Source organism: Massilia sp. TWP1-3-3, from assembly GCF_049897805.1.
Lineage (GTDB): Bacteria > Pseudomonadota > Gammaproteobacteria > Burkholderiales > Burkholderiaceae_D > Telluria_A.
In genome coordinates this window covers 175,169-195,947 of record NZ_JAFCWX010000005.1, presented here as the reverse complement: position 1 = coordinate 195,947, position 20,779 = coordinate 175,169, and the positions used below count along the sequence as shown (strand labels likewise).

Annotated in this window: 17 protein-coding genes; 4 read left to right on the top strand and 13 right to left on the bottom strand. The window is 63.7% G+C overall.

Annotated features, from left to right (window positions below; all coding sequences use genetic code 11):
- The first annotated feature begins 4 nt into the window (after positions 1-4).
- Positions 5-787 (top strand): SDR family oxidoreductase, encoded by a 783-nt coding sequence (locus tag ACP7D4_RS06965; protein ID WP_426100438.1) that lies wholly within the window; start codon positions 5-7, stop codon positions 785-787.
- Between the two features lie 3 nt (positions 788-790).
- Complete coding sequence (locus tag ACP7D4_RS06960; protein ID WP_426208341.1) at positions 791-2,098, top strand: hypothetical protein; 1,308 nt, start codon at positions 791-793, stop codon at positions 2,096-2,098.
- 73 nt (positions 2,099-2,171) lie between these two features.
- On the opposite strand, the gene ACP7D4_RS06955 is transcribed toward ACP7D4_RS06960, so the two are convergent.
- A complete protein-coding gene (locus ACP7D4_RS06955) occupies positions 2,172-2,909 on the bottom strand; it encodes a GntR family transcriptional regulator (protein WP_426208339.1) in 738 nt (245 codons plus the stop codon).
- 349 nt (positions 2,910-3,258) lie between these two features.
- Between ACP7D4_RS06955 and ACP7D4_RS06950 the strand changes: the two genes are divergently transcribed.
- Together ACP7D4_RS06950 and ACP7D4_RS06945 are read left to right on the top strand one after the other, a co-directional pair.
- Complete coding sequence (locus ACP7D4_RS06950) at positions 3,259-5,997, top strand: TonB-dependent receptor (protein WP_426208338.1); 2,739 nt, start codon at positions 3,259-3,261, stop codon at positions 5,995-5,997.
- Between the two features lie 73 nt (positions 5,998-6,070).
- Positions 6,071-7,591 (top strand): tryptophan halogenase family protein, encoded by a 1,521-nt coding sequence (locus tag ACP7D4_RS06945; RefSeq protein WP_426208337.1) that lies wholly within the window; start codon positions 6,071-6,073, stop codon positions 7,589-7,591.
- Here ACP7D4_RS06945 and ACP7D4_RS06940 read toward each other — a convergent pair.
- The 12 genes from ACP7D4_RS06940 to ACP7D4_RS06885 all read right to left on the bottom strand — a co-directional run bounded on the left by ACP7D4_RS06940 (position 7,588) and on the right by ACP7D4_RS06885 (position 20,539).
- Positions 7,588-8,148, bottom strand: a complete 561-nt coding sequence (locus ACP7D4_RS06940) for a hypothetical protein (protein WP_426208335.1) — start codon at positions 8,146-8,148, stop codon at positions 7,588-7,590. The two genes, ACP7D4_RS06945 and ACP7D4_RS06940, sit on opposite strands and share 4 nt — an antisense overlap.
- 340 nt (positions 8,149-8,488) lie before the next feature.
- Positions 8,489-9,781 (bottom strand): tetratricopeptide repeat protein, encoded by a 1,293-nt coding sequence (locus ACP7D4_RS06935; RefSeq protein WP_426100450.1) that lies wholly within the window; start codon positions 9,779-9,781, stop codon positions 8,489-8,491.
- Between the two features lie 140 nt (positions 9,782-9,921).
- On the bottom strand, positions 9,922-11,055 hold the full coding sequence (locus tag ACP7D4_RS06930) for an ABC transporter ATP-binding protein (protein WP_426208333.1): 1,134 nt from the start codon (positions 11,053-11,055) through the stop codon (positions 9,922-9,924).
- 1 nt (position 11,056) lies between these two features.
- Complete coding sequence (locus ACP7D4_RS06925) at positions 11,057-12,349, bottom strand: MFS transporter (protein ID WP_426100454.1); 1,293 nt, start codon at positions 12,347-12,349, stop codon at positions 11,057-11,059.
- Between the two features lie 26 nt (positions 12,350-12,375).
- Positions 12,376-13,857, bottom strand: coding sequence for a beta-N-acetylhexosaminidase (nagZ, locus tag ACP7D4_RS06920; protein ID WP_426208331.1), 1,482 nt, complete (start codon positions 13,855-13,857; stop codon positions 12,376-12,378).
- The gene (locus ACP7D4_RS06915) at positions 13,854-14,672 is read right to left on the bottom strand and encodes a carbohydrate ABC transporter permease (protein WP_426100458.1); all 819 of its coding nucleotides are present in this window, start codon (positions 14,670-14,672) and stop codon (positions 13,854-13,856) included. The genes nagZ and ACP7D4_RS06915 overlap by 4 nt, the downstream gene beginning before the upstream one ends.
- Positions 14,672-15,538 carry a carbohydrate ABC transporter permease gene (locus ACP7D4_RS06910; RefSeq protein WP_426208330.1) on the bottom strand — a complete coding sequence of 289 codons (867 nt, stop codon included), beginning with the start codon at positions 15,536-15,538 and terminating at the stop codon, positions 14,672-14,674. Before ACP7D4_RS06910 ends, ACP7D4_RS06915 begins: the two co-directional genes overlap by 1 nt.
- Positions 15,535-16,791 carry an ABC transporter substrate-binding protein gene (locus tag ACP7D4_RS06905; RefSeq protein ID WP_426208329.1) on the bottom strand — a complete coding sequence of 419 codons (1,257 nt, stop codon included), beginning with the start codon at positions 16,789-16,791 and terminating at the stop codon, positions 15,535-15,537. The genes ACP7D4_RS06910 and ACP7D4_RS06905 overlap by 4 nt, the downstream gene beginning before the upstream one ends.
- 15 nt (positions 16,792-16,806) lie before the next feature.
- Positions 16,807-17,817 (bottom strand): SIS domain-containing protein, encoded by a 1,011-nt coding sequence (locus tag ACP7D4_RS06900; RefSeq protein ID WP_426208406.1) that lies wholly within the window; start codon positions 17,815-17,817, stop codon positions 16,807-16,809.
- Entirely contained in the window at positions 17,810-18,934 is a 1,125-nt protein-coding gene (gene nagA / locus ACP7D4_RS06895; RefSeq protein WP_426100464.1) for an N-acetylglucosamine-6-phosphate deacetylase, read from the bottom strand. Before nagA ends, ACP7D4_RS06900 begins: the two co-directional genes overlap by 8 nt.
- Positions 18,931-19,665, bottom strand: coding sequence for a GntR family transcriptional regulator (locus tag ACP7D4_RS06890; RefSeq protein ID WP_426208327.1), 735 nt, complete (start codon positions 19,663-19,665; stop codon positions 18,931-18,933). The genes nagA and ACP7D4_RS06890 overlap by 4 nt, the downstream gene beginning before the upstream one ends.
- Before the next feature lies 1 nt (position 19,666).
- Positions 19,667-20,539 carry a BadF/BadG/BcrA/BcrD ATPase family protein gene (locus tag ACP7D4_RS06885; protein ID WP_426208325.1) on the bottom strand — a complete coding sequence of 291 codons (873 nt, stop codon included), beginning with the start codon at positions 20,537-20,539 and terminating at the stop codon, positions 19,667-19,669.
- Between the last annotated feature and the right edge of the window lie 240 nt (positions 20,540-20,779).

Sequence of the window (20,779 nt, the reverse complement as noted above, 5' to 3'; positions counted from 1 at the left end):
GATCGTGTCCAAAGATAAGCAAAAAGATACCTCCTTCGAGGGCAAAGTGGTGCTGGTCACCGGGGCTGCAGGGGGCATTGGCCGGGCTGCGGCAGTTGCCTTCGGCCGCGCGGGCGCCTGCGTGGTGGTGGCCGATACCTCGGTTGACGGCGGCCATGCGACGGCGGCAATGATCGTCGAAGGCGGCGGCAAGGCCCTGTTTGTGCATTGCAATGTGACGCGCGCGACGGAAGTTGAAGCCTTGATCGATAAAACTGTTGCGTATTACGGACGGTTGGATTGTGCATTTAATAACGCTGGCATTGAAGAAGAGCACTTGCCGCTGGCCGACGCCGATGAAGCCTTGTTTGACCGCATCATCAACGTCAACGTCAAGGGCGCCTGGCTGTGCATGAAGTACGAGATTCGCCAGATGCTCAAGCAGGAGGGCGGCGGCGCGATCGTCAATACGGCCTCGGTTGCCGGCCTGGTGGGCGCGCCGACGCAACCGATCTACGCAGCGAGCAAGCACGCCGTCGTCGGCATGACCAAGACTGCGGCGGCCGAATACGCGCGCAGCGGCATTCGCATCAACAGCGTGTGCCCGGGCGTGATCAATACCGCGATGATGGCGCGCGCCCTTGAACGCGAGCCCCAGCGCGAGAAAAAGCTGCGCAACGTGCACCCGATCGGCAGGTTCGGCGAAGCCGCCGAGATTGCCAATGCGGCGCTGTGGCTGTGCTCCGACAAAAGCTCGTTCGTCACCGGGCACCAGTTGGCCGTCGATGGCGGGTTGACCGCAATCTAGCTTTTGCCTATGGTCGCGGAAGGCTTGACGTGCATCGCCATGGTCGCCTTTGCACTGCTGCTGGCCAGCCAGGGGTGGCGCATGCATCGGTCTCTTGACACGCAACCGCGCCTGATTGTCGTCCTCGCTGCCGTTACCTGCACCACAGCCGGCTTGGCATTGCTCAGCTTCTCCCTCGGCCATTTCCTGGCCGGCCACGCCTGGCGGTTCGGGCACAGCGGCATCCCGGCCACCCGCGCTGGCACGCCACGCTATTTCTGGATGTCGACCATCGCCGTCTCGACGGCCGGCGCCGTCCTGGGCGCGCTAGGCCTCTATCTGCTTCGGCTTTCCTTCATGCCCCGGCGCAAACAGGGGCAACGCCGCAACCCTGATTCAGCGGCGATCGACGACGCATTGGCAAGGACTGATCGCTTGCTCGCCAATCCAGGCGCCATCGCCATCGATTACAGCGCGCGCGACTTTGGGTGCAGCGGGCGCAGGGGTGAATTGCTGGCGCTGGCGCGTCAGCATGACTGGACGCTGCCGGAGTTTTCCAAATCCATCTACGCTGCCGCCTTGCGATGGTATTGCCTTTATCCTCACGCGGCGGTCTCGGATGGCGTGGTCGATGGCGCGCTGGCCGACCTTGCCGTAGCGCTGGTGGCGCTTGAGGACAGGCAGCGCAGCGGGCCGCCCCGGCGCGCCGACGACCACTACCGCGTCCTGCTCGCTTACGGGCAGCCCGGTTGCGCCTGGTGGGGGCCGGTGCTGGACGCGCTAGCCGCCAATGCGGGCCGGCTGGACGATGCGCTGCTGACGGCCGAGAGCATGTGCTTCGTACTGTTGCACGCTGCGCCGGCTTCGGCGGCGCGTGCGCTGGCGCTCGGGCAATTGACGCAGTTCCTGGGCACGCTGCAAGAGCCGGCGGGGCCCGACGCCACCGGCGCGCGCGATGAAACTTTCCTCGTCACCAGCACCAACCTTGCCGCTCCGAATCAGCATATAGCGCGGCTGGCGCGCGACGTGTACTGGGAGCGAGCGCGCAGCATGCGCAGCCGCAACGACCACGCGCAATTCACCTTGCTGATGCTCGCCGGAATGGAGCTCGGCGAAGAGGCGCTGGCGCAGCAGTCATTGGAGGCGCTGTGCAGCGAATTTCCCAAGCTCGCCACGGCTAACGTGGAAGCGGGCTCGCGTGCCATCAAGGCGCTGCGCAAGCTGGCAAAAGGGGGACCCGCCGCACTCGTCAATGGGGGCTTGGCGCGCGTCGTTGCCGTGCTGGACGCTATCGACCCGCAGGCCGGCCGAAGCGCGCGCCGCGTGGAGTAGGTCGACGAATGGTGGATGTAGCCGACGCAACCCATGCTCAGGCGCGCCGGCGATGCCGGCCGCTGACGATCTGTCAGGTGCTTAGTTCGGCCACGAAGTCATACATGTCGCCCCTGAAATACGACCGGCAAAACTCCACCGCCGTGCCGTCGCGCAAAAAACCGAGCCGCTCGACGGAAAGTCCCGCATCGCCTTCCTTTGCCTGCAGCAGCTTGGCCTGCTCGGCGTTGAGCAAAATGGCGGACAAGCGCTGCAAGGCGCGCACCGGCCGGTTGCCCGCTTCCTCCAGCGCCTGGTACATCGACACGCCCACCGTTTCCAGCGCCGGCAAACTGCTCTTGACGATGGTGGCGTACTCCAGGCACATGGGAATTTCGTCCGCATAGCGGATCCGGTGAAAGCGGTACACCGGCGCCCCGGGTGACAGGCCCAGCCGCATCGCTTCCTCGGGCGTGACCGTGCCTTCCGAGCGCGCCAGCCACACGCTGCGCGGGGTGCGCCCGCGCGCCAGCATGTCTTCGGAGAACGAAGTCAGTTTGGCGAAATTCTTTTCAACCTTGGTATTGATGAAGTTGCCCGAACCGGGCCGCTTGACCAGCAAGCCTTCGCCGACCAGGCCATCGATCGCCTTGCGCACGGTAATGCGCGAGACCGACAGGTCAGCTGCCAGCTGGCGTTCGGCCGGCAGTGCTTCATCCGGGCCAAAAACGCGCTTGTCGATCGCTTCGCGCAAGGCGCGCTGCAATTGCTGGTAGAGCGGCAAAGAGCTCGACTGCGCCAGGCTTTGCATGATGTGGACAAGTGAGGTCATACCAATACGCCTTTCGCTGGTGAAAAGTGGTGCGTTCTTGCCACACTTTTCTTTCGGCCAGGATAGCCGGTTCAGATAATACCAAAAAAAGACCGGAAGCTGCACGACGCCCGTGGGATCGGTTCCAAATGGTCCCATACCAAGCAGACCACTTTGGTTCTCCTATGAAACTTCGATACCCTTGACCATTTGGCATACAAAATTTGTATCGAAATTGGTAGTACTCTGGTATTGCACAGGAGTATATTGGCGTTAGATTGGTTTTAGAGGTGGTTGTACCGGTAGCACAAAAAAGACGTGCCGAATAATGAACAGGCTTCGGAGCGAGGCCACAATCCAGGGGAAACATATGAAGCAGAATCAGGCAGCAGCCAGCAAGCAGGTCCGCACACCAGGTGTCAACCGACTGACGCCGGCAGCGTCCGCCGTGGCCATGCTGGTATTGAGCGTGTCCTTGCAGGCTCAAGCCCAGCAGGTCGCGCAGGCGGACACCAACGTCGTCGTAGTGACCGGTATCCGCGCATCAATGGAGCAGTCGATCAACCAGGCCCGCAACGCCGAGACCAAGGTCGACGTCATCACCGCCGAAGACGTGGGCAAGATGGCCGACAAGAACGTGGCTGACTCCTTGCAGCGCTTGCCAGGCGTGAGCGTTGCCGCCGCTGGCGGCTCGGAAGGCAGCTTTGGCGAAAACGACCGCGTGGCCCTGCGCGGCACGCCGTCGGCGCTGACGCTGACCACCCTCAACGGCCACTCCGTGTCCAGCGGCGACTGGTTTGCCGACAACATCATCGGTGGCGGACGCAGTGTCAGCTTCACGCTGTTCCCTTCCGAACTGATCGGCAAAGTGACCGTCTACAAGGGTTCGCAGGCCAACCTGGTCGATGGCGGCGCCATGGGCCTGGTCGACATCCAGACCCGCAAGCCGCTCGACCTGTTGCGCAAGAAAGCCTTCGCCGCGCAAGCGAGCGTGGGCGCGATGCACTCCGACTACGCCGGCACCACCGACCCGCAACTGAGCGGCATGGTGGCGTGGCGCAATGAGGCGAGCACCTTTGGCGTGCTGCTGCAAGCGTTTCACCAGAAGCGCCACCTGAGCCGCGTGGCCCAGGAAAATTCGATCTGGTACGACAAGGTCGAGCCTGGCTCGCCGGTCGCCAATGCGATTCCCGGTGCCGCCGGCGCCTACATGAACTACCTGGGCGGCACCGCCTGGTTCGAGCAGGAGCGCACCCGCAAGGGCGCCATGGTCGACTTCCAGTTCAAGCCATCGAAAGACTTGACCTTCGACGTCACCGCCTTCAGTTCCAAGCTCGACGCACCGAACATCAACCACAACTTCATGCAAGCGTCAGGCCGCTTCCTGGGCAACTCCTGGACCGCGCCAACCTTCCCGGCCGCCAACGTCAGCGGCGCCGTGAGCAACGGCATCATTACGCAACTTGCGGCAACCGTGCCGGCCAACTGCGTGCCATGCGCGGGCATGTCCGGTTCGATCCAGGAAATCTTTGGCCGTCCGATCGCCGAGAGCTCGTCCCGGTTTCTTAACCTTGACGGCAAGTATCGCCTGAGCGACGCCTTTACCGTGAGCGGCAAGCTGGGCCTGACCAAGGGTCTGGGCAACACCGAAAGCGGCGCGCTGAGCAACCCGATTCCTTTCGGCGCCATCAGCTACAAAACCAACGGCGCCGACCAGCCGGTCGACTACGTTACCGCCGGCAGCGCCACGCATTCGATCGGCGGCGGCTACGACGGCATACCCGGCACCTTCGGTTCGCACGTGACGTCGAACGACAAGGAATCGTATGCGCAGCTCGATCTTGAGTACACACTGGCGGCCGGTTTCTTCAAGACGCTCAAGACCGGCGTGCGCACGGCGCGCCACGAACGCAGCTTGTCCGTGATCGATCTGACGGACCTGCCTGGCCTGAAGAATCCGGCCAACCTGCCGCTGTCGGGTTTGACGCATTTCCCTGACCACTTGAGCGACGTGTCGGGCGTGGGATCGAATTACTGGACTTTTTCAAAAGACGCGGTCTTCGGCTGGGTCGACAAATACACCGATTTCACCATCCACCGCAGCCAGGCCGAATTCCAGATCAAGGAACCGACCAAATCGGCTTACGTGATGGCGGACTTCGGCAACGACAACGGTTTGTCGGGTAACGTCGGCGTGCGCTTTGCGCAAACCAAGGAAAACGTGCTCAAATACGAGATGGGGCCGTCGAAGTCCTTTGAGCCGCGCATCTACAACAATACCTACAACGACACGCTGCCAAGCGCCAACCTGCGTTACGACCTGAACAAGGACATGGTCTTGCGTGGCGGCATCAGCCGTACGATGGCGCGTCCGGAACTGGGCGCCATGGCCGGCATTGACCTGCGCGACCAGCAGCACACCGGCACCACGGGCAACCCGAATCTGGCGCCGATCACGTCGAACAACGTTGACGTGGGCGTCGAATGGTACTTCGCACCGCGTTCGGTGCTCAGCGCCACCGCGTTTGCCTCCAACCTCGATGGCTACGTATCGTACGGCAACAGCTCGGGCATCTATTACAACCAGCAGGAAAAAGCGAACGTCTTGTACAACACCAGTTCGCCGGTCAATTCCAAGGCCGAGATTCGCGGTCTGGAACTGAACTACGTGCAAGACTTGTCCAACGGCTTCGGTTTCAACGTCAACTACACGCTGACCGATGCCGAAGAAACGGGCAAGCTGGCCGGTTCCGTGTGCGGCCGTTCGGTCGAGCCGGATTGCACGATGATCGGCGCATCCAAGCGTGCCTACAACGTGGGCGCGTTTTTCGAAGGCAGCCGCTTTTCAGCGCGCGTGGGCTACAGCTACCGCTCGGGTTTCCTGAACGGCTTTAGCCGCAATACGGCGCAGTACCAGGCTGAAATCGGGACCTTGTCGGCCACGCTGGCCTACAAGATCAACGACAACTTGTCGATCTCGCTGGACGGCAAGGACTTGAACAATCCGATGCACCGCTCCGAGATTCACAACGTCGGTGCGGCCAACCTGCCGGGCTCGTTCTACAAGAATGGCCGCCAGCTCTTCCTGACGCTGAACGCCAAGATCTAAGTCGTTCAAGGCACAAGAAAACGGAGCGGCGGTTCGGCTCCGTTTTCTTGCGTCTGGACTACGGGGAGAAAAGATGAAAAATGCATCGGAACTAAAAGATATCGTCATCGTCGGCGGCGGCTCGGCCGGCTGGATGAGCGCCATGATCCTGGCCGACACGCTGGCGGCCAAAGGCGTGACCATCACCGTGCTCGAGTCGCCAACCGTCGGCGTGATCGGGGTGGGGGAGGGCTCCACGCCCGCGCTCAAGCGCTTTTTCGACAGCTTGAATATTGCGGAAAGCGAGTGGATGCCGCAATGCAATGCCACCTTTAAGAGCGGCATTACTTTCGACGGCTGGTCCACCAAGCCGGGCTTTGGCAGTTACTTCCACCAATTTTCCACCATGGTCGACAAGCTGACCCAGCCTGTCTTCATCAGCAACGTGCATGCGCGCTTGCAGGGGGGGGACGTCGATGCGCGGCCCGACGACTACTTCCTGTCGCGCATGCTGGTCGAGAACAAGCTGGCGCCGCTCGCCGGCGAAAGTTTCCCGTTTACCGCCACCTATGGCTACCATTTCGATGCTGCGCTGCTGGGCAAGTTCCTGCACAAGAAGGCGCTCGAACGGGGCGTGCGCTACCGGGTTTGCCACGTCACGCACGCCACGCAAGATGCGGATGGCAATATCGCCGCCGTGCACACCAGTGATGGCGAAGCGGTAGCGGCCGACCTGTTCATCGATTGCTCCGGGTTTTCAGCGCTGCTGATCGACAAGACGCTCAAGACGCCTTTTGTCAGCTACAGCGACGTGCTGTTCAATGACGCAGCCGTGGCGCTGCCCACGCCGCTCGACGGGCCGATCGCACCGCAGACGGTATCGACCGCCATGAAGTACGGCTGGGCCTGGCAAATTCCGCTGACCAATCGCTACGGCAACGGCTATGTGTACAGCACGCGCTACTGCGATGCGGACCAGGCCGAAACGGAACTACGCCACAAGCTGGGCCAGCTGGACGGCAGCACGCCCGCGCGCCACCTCAAGATGAAGATCGGCCGCGTCGCGCAGCACTGGAGCAAGAACTGCGTGGCCGTGGGACTGTCGCAGGGCTTTCTCGAGCCGCTCGAAGCGACCGCGCTGTACCTGACCCAGATGACGGTGGCGATCTTTGCACTGTTTCTCGACAAGGGCGACTTCAGCGAACCGGCGCGCCACGCGTACAACCAGGAGGTCAATGGCTTTTTCGACGGCCATCGGGATTACATCGTGGCCCACTTCAAGACCAGTTCGCGCACCGACACGGTCTATTGGCGCGACAATGCAAGCGAGCTTGGCGGCATGTCCGATTGCTTGAAAGGCATTTTTGGCACCTGGCTGCAGGCCAAGGATTTATCGGCAGAACTGGTGCGCCAGGACTTGGAACGCTACTATCCGGTAGGATCGTGGTACGCGCTGATGGCCGGCATGGGCGTGTTTCCGGCGGCGCGCGTGGCGTCGGCGCAGGAGGCGTCCGGGCACGCCGAACAGCGTGCCCAGATGCGCGAATTTTTGCGCCGCTGCGCGCTCAATTTCCGCGATCACAAGCTGGTCCTGCAAGAGATGGTGGGCCGCTAAGCAGCGCGGGCGCGCCGTTCCGGCGGTGACAGGCGGCCGGCGCGCAGTTCAGTGACGGCGTTGCGCACGGCGCGCGCGACGTTGCGCACTTCTTCCTGGCAGTCCGCTTCGCCGTCGAATGCTTGCTCGCAGGTGTCGGCTTCATGGTAGCCAAGGTGGCGGTCGAGCGCGGCAAAACTGTCCGAGTCGACCATGCCCATGCCATCGAGCCACAGCGTGAGCAGGTGGCGCGTGCCGTCGATGGCGCCGTCCTTGCCGTGCACCACGACGCCATAGGCGCGCTCGGCGAAGTGCGCGGTGTAGCCGGCCGCTGTCAGGCGGTCGATGGGCGGCTTGACGTGCAAGGCGACGACCGATGCGCCGGCCGGCGCGATGATCATCACGGCATGCGCGAACAGCCACTTCTCATACACGTCGGCGCTGAGGTGGACGGCGGGGTCGAGGATATCGATCTCCAGGCCGTCGGCTTCGAGCAGTTCCTGCGCCAGAGCGATCATGCGGCCGGTGCGTTCATCCTGCTGCGAACCGTTGATCAGTAAGACACGCGTGCGTTCCATGTTGGTTCCCAATGATGATGTCGAAAAAACGGTTTCCGAGCAGTAGGAAAAGTATGCGAGAAATTTACGAATTGCAATGTTCGCTGGCTAACAGAGGGGCTGTAACAAACGTAAGAGCCCGATGCATTGTCCTCGCATGCGGGGGCCATAGAATGGAAGGGTCGATAGTGCAGCCGCCCTACATCGTCCCCGCGCGGGGACGATGTGGTTTTCGTTTTCGAGTTCGCCAACTTCGCTATTTCTGTCGGGCCGGCGCTGGCAAAACAATAAAAAAACGGCCCGCCGGCTTGCGCCGCGGACCGCTGTTGACCCAAGCGCCCATTCAAGGGCAACTCGTCGATTACTTCGCCGCCACCGCCATCGGTGCATTCAGATGCATCGTCCAGTAGCGCGCCAGCTCAGCCGTGCCGTCGCTGCCCTTGACGGCCTCGAAGGCTTTCAGCGCTTCATCCTTCTTGCCGGCCTTGGCGTACGCCACGCCCAGGCGCAGTTTGGCGTCTTCCGGATTTTTCAGGCTGCCCTTGGCGATACCCTGCTTGATCAGGTCGATACCCTTGTCGAACTGGCCCAGCGTCACGTACGCATAGCCCAGGTTGACCAGCGGCGTGCCGGTCTTGGCCTTGAGCGCGCCCGCTTCGCCCGCATCGATCGTCTTCGCATCGTCGGCAGCGGCCTTGGCGGCCTTGTCAAGCTGCTGCTTGTGCTTCGGTCCATCCTTGCCGGTACCGAGCTTGCCCGCTGCAAAGCCGGCATCCAGCGCTTGCTTGGCTTCACCGAAAAAGCCCGTCATCATGGCGCGCTCGGCCATGTCCAGGTATTCGTCGCTTTCCATCTCCTTGGCCGTGGTCATCTGCAGGCGGTAGCCGTCCAGGCGCAGGCGGTCATTGAAGGTGGTCTTGTTGGTCATGCGGCGCAGCACGTCGGTCCAGAATTCCGGCGTCGGGTACAGCGTCACCAGGCGTTCCAGGGTGGTCGTGTACAGCGCCGTGTCCTTCAGCTTGCCGGCCGCGCCGGCCAGCAGGCGCAGGTCGTCCTGGGCGGGTTTGGTGCCGGCCTTGTCGGCCGCGGCGATGACTTTTTCCAGCTCGGCCTTGGCGTTCGCGTAGTCGTTCGTGACCAGATAGGCGCGCGCCAGGGCGGGGCGAACCTTGTCCGGCGTCGTACTTTCCTTCTGGTACACCTTCAGCCATTCGATGGCTTTCGGGTAGTTCTTGGCGTTGTAGTTGTAGTTGGCCAGCGCCTCGATGAAGTTGGCTTTTTCCTGGGCGTCCAGGCGGCCGGAGTTGATGACCGGCTCGAGCGCCGCCATCGCCATCGCATCGTTGCCGCTGCTGGCGGCCAGGGCCAGCTTCATGCGGTTGATGACGTAGCCTTCGTACGGCGTGATGTTGGGGAACGCTTCAGCGGCGGCGATGTTCGCCTGAACTTCAGGGAATTTTTTCGCCGTCATCATTTCCTTGACCTTGGCCGGGTCGAGCAGCTTGAACATGTCGGGACGGATGGTGTCCGCCTTTGCCGCTTCGGCCGCGGCCGGTTTGGCTTGCGCGTGGGCGCTGGCGAGCAGGGCAGGCGCGGCATTCAGGCCAAGGGCGGCCAGGATCAGGCTGATACGTGCGAAACGGAACTGGGACATGGATGATCCTTCAAATAGTATCTGGGCGGGTAGTGCCTTCGCCATAACGCGGCGACCCGCCAAATAGTGGACATGAAATTTGGAAATTGTCAGTGCCTCAAACGTTGCCGTTCGGGGCGAAGGGCGTATTGTCACATAAACTAAACAACGGTGGCCTGATTTCCAACTTCAATGGTAAGCGGATGTAAGAACGCTTTGCCGGCCGCGTCGAACAGGTGGCAGCGCTGCGGCGGCAGGTACGCGTGAATGCGGCTGCCAGGCGCGAGCGGCGCGCTGTCGCTCGCCTGCCTGATTGCCAGCAGCTCCGGCGCTCCGGCCAGGCTGGCGTAGGCGATGGTCTGGTCGCCCAGGTATTCGGCGTGGCGCACTTCAAGCGCGATGCTGTTGGCGCCGCCCGCCTGCAGCACCATGTGCTCGGCGCGGATGCCCAGCGTGACGGGCGCGCCAAGGGCCGCCTGCGCGGCCTCGCACGCGACTTCGATCAGCGCGCCGCCGGCCAGCCGCACCGTGGCCGTGCCATCGAGCGCGCCAGCCAATTGGCCGGCGATGAAATTCATTTTGGGCGCGCCCAGAAAACCGGCCACGAACAGGTTCGTCGGCGCGTTGTACAGCGCGTGCGGCGTGCCCACCTGCTCGATGCCCCCGGCGTTCAGCACCACGATGCGCTCGCCCAGCGTCATCGCTTCAACCTGGTCGTGCGTGACGTAGATCATGGTCGACTTCAGTTCGCGGTGCAGGCGCGAGAGCTCCACCCGCATCTGCACGCGCAGGCTTGCGTCCAAATTCGAGAGCGGCTCGTCGAACAGGAATACGCCAGGCTGGCGCACGATCGCGCGCCCGATTGCCACGCGCTGGCGCTGGCCGCCCGACAATTCCTTGGGCCTGCGTTCGAGCAAATCCGTGATCTGCAAGATGGCCGCGGCGCGGCCCACGGCCTGCTCAAGCTGCTCGCCCTTGATGCCGGCGAGCCTGAGCGCAAAGGCCATGTTCTCGAACACCGTCATGTGCGGATACAGCGCGTACGACTGAAACACCATGGCCAGGCCGCGCCGGGCCGGCGCAATATCGTTGGCCAGGCGAGCGCCGATATACAGTTCACCGGCGCTGATGTCTTCCAGGCCCGCGATCATGCGCAGCAAGGTCGACTTGCCGCAGCCGGACGGCCCGACAAAGACGATGAATTCGCCATCCCGGATCGCCAGGTCGGCGCCGTGAATCACCGGGCGCTGCTTGTCGTAATGTTTGGCCACGCCCTTCAGTTCAACGCTGGCCATGTCAGGCCGCAACCAGTTTGGCGAGCGGGTTCTGCTGGCGCGCGCTCATTGAAATCATTTGCGACATGATCGCCACCGGAACCGCGCAGGCCAGCACCCACAGGAAAAAATGCTGGTAGCCCAGGGCGATCTGCACGTCGCCGCTGAAGTACTTGAAGAGCGCAAAGCCGAGCTGCATGATGCCGGTCGACAGGGCATAGTGGGCAGTCTGGTATTTGCCTGGCGCGACCACCTGCATCATGTACAAGATCAGGCCGACAAAGCCAAAGCCGTAACCGAACATCTCGGCGCTCAAGGCCGCGCCGATGATGACGATATTGGCCGGCTGGTACAGCGAAAGCAGATAGAACACGATGTTGGGCAGGTTGACCGCCAGGATCAGCGGCAGTATCGCGCGCTTGAGGCCAAGGCGCGCCGTGAAGTAGCCGCCGGCGATGCTGCCGACAATGAAAGCGACGGTGCCCGCCGAGCCGTACACCGCCCCCAGTTCCGTGGTCGATAGGCCAAGGCCGCCCAGCTCGCGGGCGGCGCGCAAGAACAGCGGCCCGATCGACTGGACTTGCGCTTCGCCCGCCCGAAACAGGATGATGAACAGGATGCAGACAAAGATGCCGGGCTTTTTGAAGTATTCAACGATCACTTCCGACAGCGTATCGGCGATGGCGCGCGCGCTGTGGCCGGCGCTCACGGCATTGGTCCCTTTCGGCAGGACCGCCAGATTGTAGAGCCCCAGTGCGATCATCATCGCCGCCAGCAGGGCATAGATCGTGGACCAGGCGGTGACGACGCCGCTGCTCTTTTCCAGCACGCCGGCCAGCGCCACCAGGCCCCCGGCCGAAATCACGCGGCCGGCGTTGAAAAATGTCCCGGTCCAGCCGGCGTATTCGGCCTGGCCTTTTTCATCCAGGCTGGCGATGTACAGGCCGTCGCAGGCGATGTCGTGGGTCGAGGCGCAGATGGCGACCATGGCCAGCATGGCGATGCTGGCGGCAAACCAGAACGGCATGTGCATCGACAGCGCCACGAGCCCAAGGGCGACGCCGCCAGCCAGCTCGAACATGACGACCACCTTCTTTTTGCTGCTGGCAAGTTCAATGAAGGGACTCCACAGCGGCTTGAACACCCAGGCCAGCCCGATCAGCGCCGTCCAGTGGGTGATCTGGTCGTTTGCCATGCCGCGGCTTTGCAGCATCACGGCGGCCAGCTGCATGACGGCAAAGAAGGGAAGCCCCTGCGCCAGGTACAGGCTGGGGACCCACAGGTAAGGGGCGCGTGCGGTGGAGGTGTTGTTCATCGAGGACCTTGTTGTTCTGACGGGTGTTAGGCGAAACCGGGCACCGGCACCGTGCCGTTCGCTTCCAGCGTGCCGGCCAGCCAGGCCTCGACCGCGTCCAGCGCCGGAGCGGCAAAACCGTAGGTGATCAGGGCGGGCGCCTCGATGTCGAGCGCCTGGTACGGATTCCACAGCGCCAGGTGCAGGTCCGGCTTCCAGCTGTCGCGCGCGTTGGGGCCATAGCGCAGGCGCGAGGTCGACGCCAGGAACACGAAGCGGCCATCGTCCGGCAGCGTCGACCAGTCGAACGTTTCGGCATCGGTAAAGGTGACCATGTCGACGTCGTACAGGCGCCCCAGCATGCTCGCCACCACCGCCGCCGGTACACCCGCTTCGGACACGCCGTCGCTCACCACATCGCGGCGCACCACCAGGCGCACCTTGCCCCCGGCCGCAGGGCGCTGGGGCTTGCCGCGCGCCGTCAGGCTGCGGCGCCAGCCGTGCGCCATCACCAGCCGGTCGGCCGCGTCTTCCATGTAGGAGCGCCCCTGGCACGGGTAAGCGTCGGCCAGCGTGGCCAGGCGCGCCAGGCGCTCGTTCACTTCGGCCATGGGCAGTTGGCCCGATTCGATCGCCACGGCAATTGCGGCGATGGTCTCAAGCTGGGTGTCGAGTGTGCCCAGCGCCATGACCATGTCGGCGCCGGCCAGCAGTGCGCGCACGGCCGCCGGGCCGGCGCCGTAGCGCCCGGCAATCGCGTGCATGTCCATGCCGTCGGTGATGATCACGCCGCGGTAGTCCCATTCGGTGCGCAGCAGGTCGTGCAGGATGCGGCGCGACATTGTGGCCGGGAACTCCGCGTCCAGCGCGGGATAGATGATGTGCGCCGTCATGATGGCCGGGGCGCGGTTGCCGACCATGCGGAAGGGCTTGAATTCGAACTCTTCCAGTTCCTGCAGCGGCTTGTTCACGGTGGGCAGGTCGCGGTGCGAGTCGACATGGGTGTCGCCGTGGCCGGGAAAGTGCTTCACGCAGCAGGCCACGCCTTCGGACGTGCTGCCTTCCATCCAGGCCAGCGCCAGTTCGGTGGCGCGCTGCGGCTCGGCCCCAAAAGAGCGCTCCGCAATCACGGGATTGTGCGGGTTGTTGTTCAGGTCCAGCACGGGCGCGAAGTTCCAGTTGAACCCCATGGCCTTGACCGCGCGCGCCACTGCCGCGCCAATATCGCGCGCCAGCGCCACGTCGTCGGCTGCGCCCAGGCCCATCGCCGCCGGCGGCGCCGGCACCCAGGTCGAGCGCACCACGGCGCCGCCTTCCTGGTCGAGCGCAATGAGCGCTTGCGGCCCCATCGCCGCGCGCAGATCAAACGTCAAGCGCGCGAGCTGCTCCTGGTTGCTCATATTCCCGCGAAACAGGCACACGCCGCGCACGCGGTTCTCGCGAATCAAGGCGGCGGTAGCGGCATCGAGTTCGGTGCCGGGAAACCGGATCATGATCAGTTGACCGGCAAGTTGATGGTATTGGTTCATTTGACTGCTCCGTCCATGCCGCGCATGAAAAATCGTTGAGTGAAAAGGAAAGCGGCCAGCGTCGGCAAGATGGTCAGCACGGTGCCCGCAGCAATCACGCGGGTGCTGCTGCCAAAGGTGCCGCGCAGGTACAGCACGCCGACCGACAAAGGAAATTCATCCGGTTTGCTCATGACGATCGAGGGCCAGATATATTCGTTCCACGCCTCGACGGCGGTGAGGATGCCGACCGTGGCCAGCCAGGGCGCCACCAGCGGCAGCATAATTTTGGTAAAAATGGTCCACTCCGAGGCGCCGTCCACGCGCGCCGCGTCGACCAAATCTTGCGGCACTTCCTCGAAGGCTTGCTTGAGCAGCAAAATGGCCACCGCCGTCACCACGTTGGGCAAAATCACGCCGGTATAGGTGTCGACCAAACTCAGTTTGGTGACCGTGATGAAGTTGACCAGGAAGTTCACTTCCGACGGCAGCACCAGCGTGGCGAGGATAATCCCGAACACCAGCTTGCGGCCCCGGAAATGCATGCGCGCCAGCGGGTAGGCGGCCAGCGAACAAAGCGCCAGCTTCCAGAACACCGTGCAGGCGGCAATCAGCAGCGAATTCTTGAAAAACGAGAGCATCGGAATCGCGTGGAACACTGCGGCGAAGTTTTCCAGCGACGGCGCGCGCGGCCAGAAGGTCGGCGGAAAGGCGAACACATTGCCCTCGGTGGACAAGGCCGTGACCAGCGTCCACCAGAATGGAAACACGCACACCACGGCCAGCAGGCACAGAATCAGGTAGTGGCCGGCGATCTTGACAGGGCGCGCGCGCATCAGCGGTGCCTCGGCTTCAAGTAGCGCAGGCACACCAGCGCGATGGCCACGCACACGCTCGAGACCACCATGCTGGCGGCCAGCGCGCGCGGCAGCTTGAGGTGCTTGAGCCCCTGGTCGTAAGCGTAGTAGAGGGCCGTGAAGGTGGAATTCATCGGGCCGCCCTGGGTCAGCACGTCGACCTCCTGGTAAGCCTTGAGCGCGGCCAGCACCGACAGGATGGAGCACACCATGATGGTGGGGCGCAGCATGGGAATGGTAATGCGCCAGAAGCGCTGCCAGGCATTGGCGCCATCGAGCATGGCTGCTTCCTGCATGTCGGTGGGGATGGCCTGCAGCGCGGCCAGATACATCACCATGTACCAGCCAAGGCCGCGCCACAGCGTGACGAACATCACCGCGAACAGTGCCAGCGTGTCGTCCGTCAGCCAGCCGATGGGCGCATTGACCAGCCGCAGTTGCAGGAACACATAGTTGAGCGTGCCCTGTTCGTGGAACATGAAGCCCCACATGATGCCCACCACCGACACCGTGGTCACCACTGGCACGTAGAACGCGGCGCGAAAGTAGCGGATGCCCGGCAGGCGGTTGTTGACCAACACCGCCAGCGCGATCGCCCCTACCTGGACAAGCGGTACCATCAACAGGAACATCAGCGAATTTTTCAGGCCCGTGACGAACATCTCGTTGTCGAAAATATAGCGGAAGTTATCCAGCCCGACCCACTGCGTCGGGCGCACCAGGCTGTAGTCGGTAAAGGCGAGGTAAGAGCCGAACACCACCGGCCAGAATGAAAATACGGCCAGCAACACCAGGGCCGGCGCGAGGAACAGCCAGCCTTGCAGCGCTTGGCGGCGCGCGCTCATGGCCGCCGCCTCTGGGTTGCGAGTTTCTTGTTCCAGATGGCGGCAGCCTGGTCGAGCGCAGCTTTGACGTCCTGCTTGCCGGTGACGCCCGCTTCAACCGCTTTCACCAGGGAGCGGCGTAGTTCGTCGTAGTCGTCGATGCCGGCCACGTACAGCGTACGCGAATGCGCCATCGATGCGGCGCCCGCGGCCACGGCCTTTTGCGCGGCGCCAGAGTTGGCAGGCAGCGCCAGGAAGAACGGATCGGCGGCCGCCTTGACGCTGGTCGGGAACACGCTGGCCTGCCGGGCGAACGCCAGTTGGTTGGCGTCGCCCGTGAGGTAGCGCGCAAACTTGCCGATCGCCGGCAGCAGTGCGGGATCGACCCGCGCCGGAATGGCGAAGTGGATCAGCCAGCCGCCGTCGGCAATCCCGGTCGGCCCAAGAGGCGCGGGGGCGACGTCGGTGATGGCGTAGACGTCCTGTGCGTCAGCTTCGATGCGTTTGAGCGCGGTGGGCGGCGCGAGCAGCATGCCCAGGCGGCCCCCCTTGTAGGCGTCAACCACGGCGGGAAAATTATCTTCGGCGAACAGGCTTTCCTTGAGCAGGCCGCCAGCCTTGTAGGTGACGGCGAGCTTTTCCACCAGCGCGACGTGGGCGGGCGAATTGAACACCGCCTTGCCATGCTCGATGACGCCCAGGCCCTGCCACATGAACAGGCCATCGATTTTGGACAGCGCGGGCGCGATGCCGGCCTTGCCCGTTTTGGCGGCTATCTGGCGCGCAAAGGCGAGCTGCTCGTCGAACGTCGCAGGTCCCCGCGTGAGGCCCGCTTGCTTGAAAATCAGGGTATTGAAGGCAAGTACGGCGACATTGCTGTACGTGGGAAAACCGTAGGTCTTACCCTTGAAGCGCAGGTCTTCCAGCGTGCTGGGGATGTAAGTATGCTTGCCGAGAAAGGCGTCGACGGGCGTGAGCAAACCGTCGCGCGCATATTCGTCCGCCCACGGCACGTTCAGGTTGACCAGTGCGGGCGGGGTGCCGGCCACGATCCGGGTGACCAGCTTGGTCTGGATCACGTCCCACGGAAAATCGATCCACTCGACTTTGACGCCCGGGTTTGCCGCTTCGTAGGTACGCACCACCGACTCGAAATACGGCGTGAACTTGGGCTTCATGCTGAAGGTCCAGAATTCAATTTTTGTGTCGGCCCGCGCTGGCGACGTTGCGAGCGCTAGCGCCATCAATGCTGTCAGCAGTATCTTGATGTTCATTGATGGCGCAGCCTGTCAGTTGGTCTTGGTGACTTTGCTCAGGTGGCGCGGCCGGTCCGGATCCATGCCGCGCGCCTTCGACAGGTGGGCCGCCATGATGTAGAAGGCTTGCACGGCGACGATCGGATCGAGGTCGGGCGTGGCGGCAACCGGCAGCGTCAGGTCGCGCTCGGGCACGTCCGCCGGCGCGGCCAGAATCACCTTGGCGCCGCGGGTGCGCATTTCAGCCGCCAGCTGCAACACGCCGGCCTGGGTCGGGCCGCGGGTGGCGAATATGAGCAGCGGATAGCCGTCTTCGATCAGCGCCATTGGGCCGTGCTTGATCTCGGCGCCGCTGAAAGCTTCTGCCTGCAGGGCCGAGGTTTCTTTCAGCTTCAGGGCCGCTTCAAGCGCGATCGGAAAACTGATGCCGCGCCCGACCACCATGATGTTGCGGGCCGGGGCCAGTACCTCGAGGGCCGGCGTCCAGTCGGTTTGCGCCGCGGCGCGCAGTGCGTCAGGGAGCGCTTCCAGACCGGCCAGCAGTTCAGGGTCGTTTTGCCACTGGGCGACCAGGCGCGCGCCGGCCACCAGGCTGGTGATGAAGCTTTTGGTCGCAGCGACGCTCTGTTCCTTGCCCGCGTGGAGCGGCATTGCCCATTCGGCTGCCTGCGCCAGTGGCGATTCGATATCATTGACCAGCGCGATCGTGGTCGCTTCGCCGCCGCGAAAGTAGCGCATCGGGTCCACCACGTCCGGGCTCTGGCCCGACTGCGAGACGGCGATTGCCAGCGTGTTGCGCGTTTCGATCGGCGCCTTGTTGAGCGTGATGAGCGACATCGGCAGCGACGCCACCACGCGCCCCATGCGCGCCATGATCAGGTAGGCGCAATAATTGGCCGCATGGTCGGAGCTGCCGCGCGCGATGGTCAAGGCGGTGTCGAAATTGGTGGACCTTAATTTGCGGCCAAGTTCGGCGTAGCGATCGACATCGCTGGACAATTGCAAGGCGACGCATTCGGCGGCGGACAGGGCTTCTTCAAGCATCAGTGAGGTCACACATTTCTCCTTCTATATAAACAGCTTTGATCATCAGGTCGCGGCCCAGGACCACCATGTCGGCAAAGGCGCCGGGCGCCAGGCGTCCGCGCGCGGTTTCGCCCAGGTAGTTGGCAGCATTGGTCGACACGCGCCGCGAAGCGTCGGCCAGATCGAGCCCCAGGCCGACCAGGTTGCGCAGCGCCTGGTCCATAGTCAGAGTGCTGCCGGCCAGGGTGCCGTCGGGCAGGCGCACGCCGCCCATGCACTTTTGCACGCGGTGGCGGCCCAGCATGTAGTCGCCGTCGGGCATGCCGGTGGCGGCGGTCGAATCGGTCACGCAATACAGGTGCGGAATGGCGCGCAGGGCGACCTTGATCGCGCCCGGATGCACGTGCAGCATGTCGGGAATGATCTCGGCGTACTGGGCATGCGCCAGCGCCGCGCCGACCATGCCGGGCTCGCGGTGGTGCAAGGGGCTCATCGCGTTGAACAAATGGGTAAAACCGGCCGCGCCGTGTTCGAGCGCGGCCACGCCGTCTTCGTAGGAGCCGAGCGTGTGGCCGATCTGGACCCGGATGCCGGCGTTGGACAGTTCGCGCACCAGGCGCAGGTGGCCGGCGACTTCGGGCGCCACGGTGATCAGGCGCATCGGCGCATGCGAGCCAAGCTGCTGCACTTCGGCCAGCGTGGCGGCGCGCGCATAATTGGGCTGCGCACCGAGCTTGCCCGAATTGATATAGGGGCCTTCCAGGTGCACACCCAGGATACGGGCCGCACCCGGGCGGCGCGCGGCGCAGGCCGCGCCGATCGCTTTGAGCGCTTCGGTAATTTCGTGCGGCGGCGCCGTCATGGTGGTGGCCAGCAGCGAGGTGGTGCCATGCCTGGCGTGCATCGCGGCGATCACGTGCGGCGCGTCGCCCGCCTGCATGATGTCGCGCCCGCCGCCGCCATGCACGTGCAGGTCGATGAAGCCGGGGATGATGTAATCGTCGCCGTTCAAGGCCGGATCGACGGCGCCGCCTTCGACGGCCGTGACGCGCTCGCCGTAGCTGATGGTGCCGCTGATCCAACCGTCCGGGGTAAGGATGTTGCCACCGATATTGCCACTAAGTGCTTCGCTCATCTGCGCGACTCCGCTACGAATTCATAATAATCACTGCGGCAGTAGGAGTGCGTCAGTTCCACCGCTACGCCGCTTTCAAGATAACTGACCCGGGTAATGTGCAGCATGGCCGCCCCGGGAGGCAGGCCCGCCAGGCGCGCCTGTTCGGCGGTCGCATTCACGGCCCGGATGTGCTGCTGGGCGCGCATTGGAATGGCGCCGCGCGCTTCCAGGTAGCCGTACAGCGAATCGGTCACGCCGTACGGGTCGGGCATGTGCAGTGCCGGGATGGTACTCGTTTCTATCGCCATCACCACGTCGTCTGCCGTGCGCAGGCGCTTCAGGCGCACCACCGGCACGTTGGGCGACAGGCCCAGCGACAGCAGTTCGAGCGGCGCGGCAATGCCCAGCTTGCGTTCCAGCCAGCGCGAACCGGCGGTAAAACCGCGCTGGCTCAATTCTTCGGAAAAGCTGGTCAGGCGCGCCAGCGGCTGCTCGAGCTTGGGCGTGATGTAGGTGCCCGAGCCGCGCCGGCGCGTGAGCATGCCGCGCTCGCACAGCATGTCGATCGCCTTGCGCGCCGTGACGCGCGAGATGGCCAGCATGTCTGAGAGCATGCGCTCGGAGGGCAGCGCTTCGTTGGCGCGCCAGTCGCCGCTGGTGATGCCCGACGAGAGCTTGTTCGCAAGCTGCACGTAAAGGGGCGTGACGCTGTCGTCATCGCGTTTGAAGTCGCTCAGCTGGGCCAGCATGTCATTTCCCCTTCAAGTGCAATGCAATCATGCGCAGCGCGCCGCTGGCCGCGTCGCCGCAGGGCGCAACGCTGCGCGCCAGCAGGGCCGCAGGCAGGTAGGCGCGCAGCGGCGCGCCAAGGCCGCCGCACAGCGCCAGCGGCAGCGTGGCCGACGGGTCGAGCGCATGGGCGATGCTGGCCACTTCAAGCGCGGCCTCGGTCAGCAAGGCGTTTGCGGTGGCGTTGGTCGGCGCGTGTTTGACGACGATGGGCGCAAGCGACGCGTAGCTGGTCTGGGTCGCCGTGCCGATCCAGACCTGGATCGCATTGCGTTCGCCGCCGCAGGCGTCGATGATCTCCTGCGCAAAGGCGCTGTTTGTCTTGCGACCGTCGATGACTTGTTGGATGTGGTTGATGGCGCGCAGTCCGATCCAGCCGCCGCTCGCTTCGTCGCCGGAAGGAAAGCCCCAGCCGCCCACTTCGCGCTCGCTGCCGTCGGGCAGCAGCGCCTGTCCTACACTGCCGGTGCCGATGGCGACAATGGTGCCTGCTTGGCCCTGGTGCGCGCCGATCAAGGTGGTAAAGCCGTCGGACGCCAGGCGCAGCGCTGCGTAGCCGGGATTGGCCGCGGCAAACTGCGCGGCCCATTGCGGGTTGTGCACGCCAGCCAAGCCCAGGCCGATGGCCGCGCTGCCGAGGGCGGGGCTGGTGATGCCGATGGCAGCAAAGGCTTTGGCCACCGCATCCTGGATCGCCTGCCATGCCAGATCGATGCCGAGGGACAGGCCGGAGGGGCCGCTGGCGCCCTGAGCCAGTTCGGCGCCGTCGGCGCGCGCCAGCCGCACCCGGGTTCCCGTTCCACCGCCGTCGACGCCGATCAGATATTCAATCATGTTTGCTTTTCAAGTTCCGCTGCAAGAGTCAGGGCACTATATGTTTGGCAAACCGCAATGTCAACAGGTATTTAAGTGGTATTAAGATTTGCGGAATTGGCATTGCGGAGGCGGCCCAATTATTTATCGTAAGTGCTTGTTTATTAACAATTTATAGAAATATGCCGTTGGTATGTCTTTGGTCCGTCTTTGGTGGCAATTTGGCACGTTCTCGAAGCCTTGCTAATACCAAAGGGGGCG

Excerpts from the sequence above, each read along its gene's own strand:
- ACP7D4_RS06955 (WP_426208339.1), bottom strand. The coding sequence starts at position 2,909 with ATGACCTCACTTGTCCACATCATGCAAAGCCTGGCGCAGTCGAGCTCT.
- ACP7D4_RS06950 (WP_426208338.1), top strand. The coding sequence starts at position 3,259 with ATGAAGCAGAATCAGGCAGCAGCCAGCAAGCAGGTCCGCACACCAGGT.
- ACP7D4_RS06945 (WP_426208337.1), top strand. The coding sequence starts at position 6,071 with ATGAAAAATGCATCGGAACTAAAAGATATCGTCATCGTCGGCGGCGGC.
- ACP7D4_RS06940 (WP_426208335.1), bottom strand. The coding sequence starts at position 8,148 with ATGGAACGCACGCGTGTCTTACTGATCAACGGTTCGCAGCAGGATGAA.
- ACP7D4_RS06935 (WP_426100450.1), bottom strand. The coding sequence starts at position 9,781 with ATGTCCCAGTTCCGTTTCGCACGTATCAGCCTGATCCTGGCCGCCCTT.
- ACP7D4_RS06930 (WP_426208333.1), bottom strand. The coding sequence starts at position 11,055 with ATGGCCAGCGTTGAACTGAAGGGCGTGGCCAAACATTACGACAAGCAG.
- ACP7D4_RS06925 (WP_426100454.1), bottom strand. The coding sequence starts at position 12,349 with ATGAACAACACCTCCACCGCACGCGCCCCTTACCTGTGGGTCCCCAGC.
- nagZ (WP_426208331.1), bottom strand. The coding sequence starts at position 13,857 with ATGAACCAATACCATCAACTTGCCGGTCAACTGATCATGATCCGGTTT.
- ACP7D4_RS06915 (WP_426100458.1), bottom strand. The coding sequence starts at position 14,672 with ATGCGCGCGCGCCCTGTCAAGATCGCCGGCCACTACCTGATTCTGTGC.
- ACP7D4_RS06910 (WP_426208330.1), bottom strand. The coding sequence starts at position 15,538 with ATGAGCGCGCGCCGCCAAGCGCTGCAAGGCTGGCTGTTCCTCGCGCCG.
- ACP7D4_RS06905 (WP_426208329.1), bottom strand. The coding sequence starts at position 16,791 with ATGAACATCAAGATACTGCTGACAGCATTGATGGCGCTAGCGCTCGCA.
- ACP7D4_RS06900 (WP_426208406.1), bottom strand. The coding sequence starts at position 17,817 with ATGCTTGAAGAAGCCCTGTCCGCCGCCGAATGCGTCGCCTTGCAATTG.
- nagA (WP_426100464.1), bottom strand. The coding sequence starts at position 18,934 with ATGAGCGAAGCACTTAGTGGCAATATCGGTGGCAACATCCTTACCCCG.
- ACP7D4_RS06890 (WP_426208327.1), bottom strand. The coding sequence starts at position 19,665 with ATGCTGGCCCAGCTGAGCGACTTCAAACGCGATGACGACAGCGTCACG.
- ACP7D4_RS06885 (WP_426208325.1), bottom strand. The coding sequence starts at position 20,539 with ATGATTGAATATCTGATCGGCGTCGACGGCGGTGGAACGGGAACCCGG.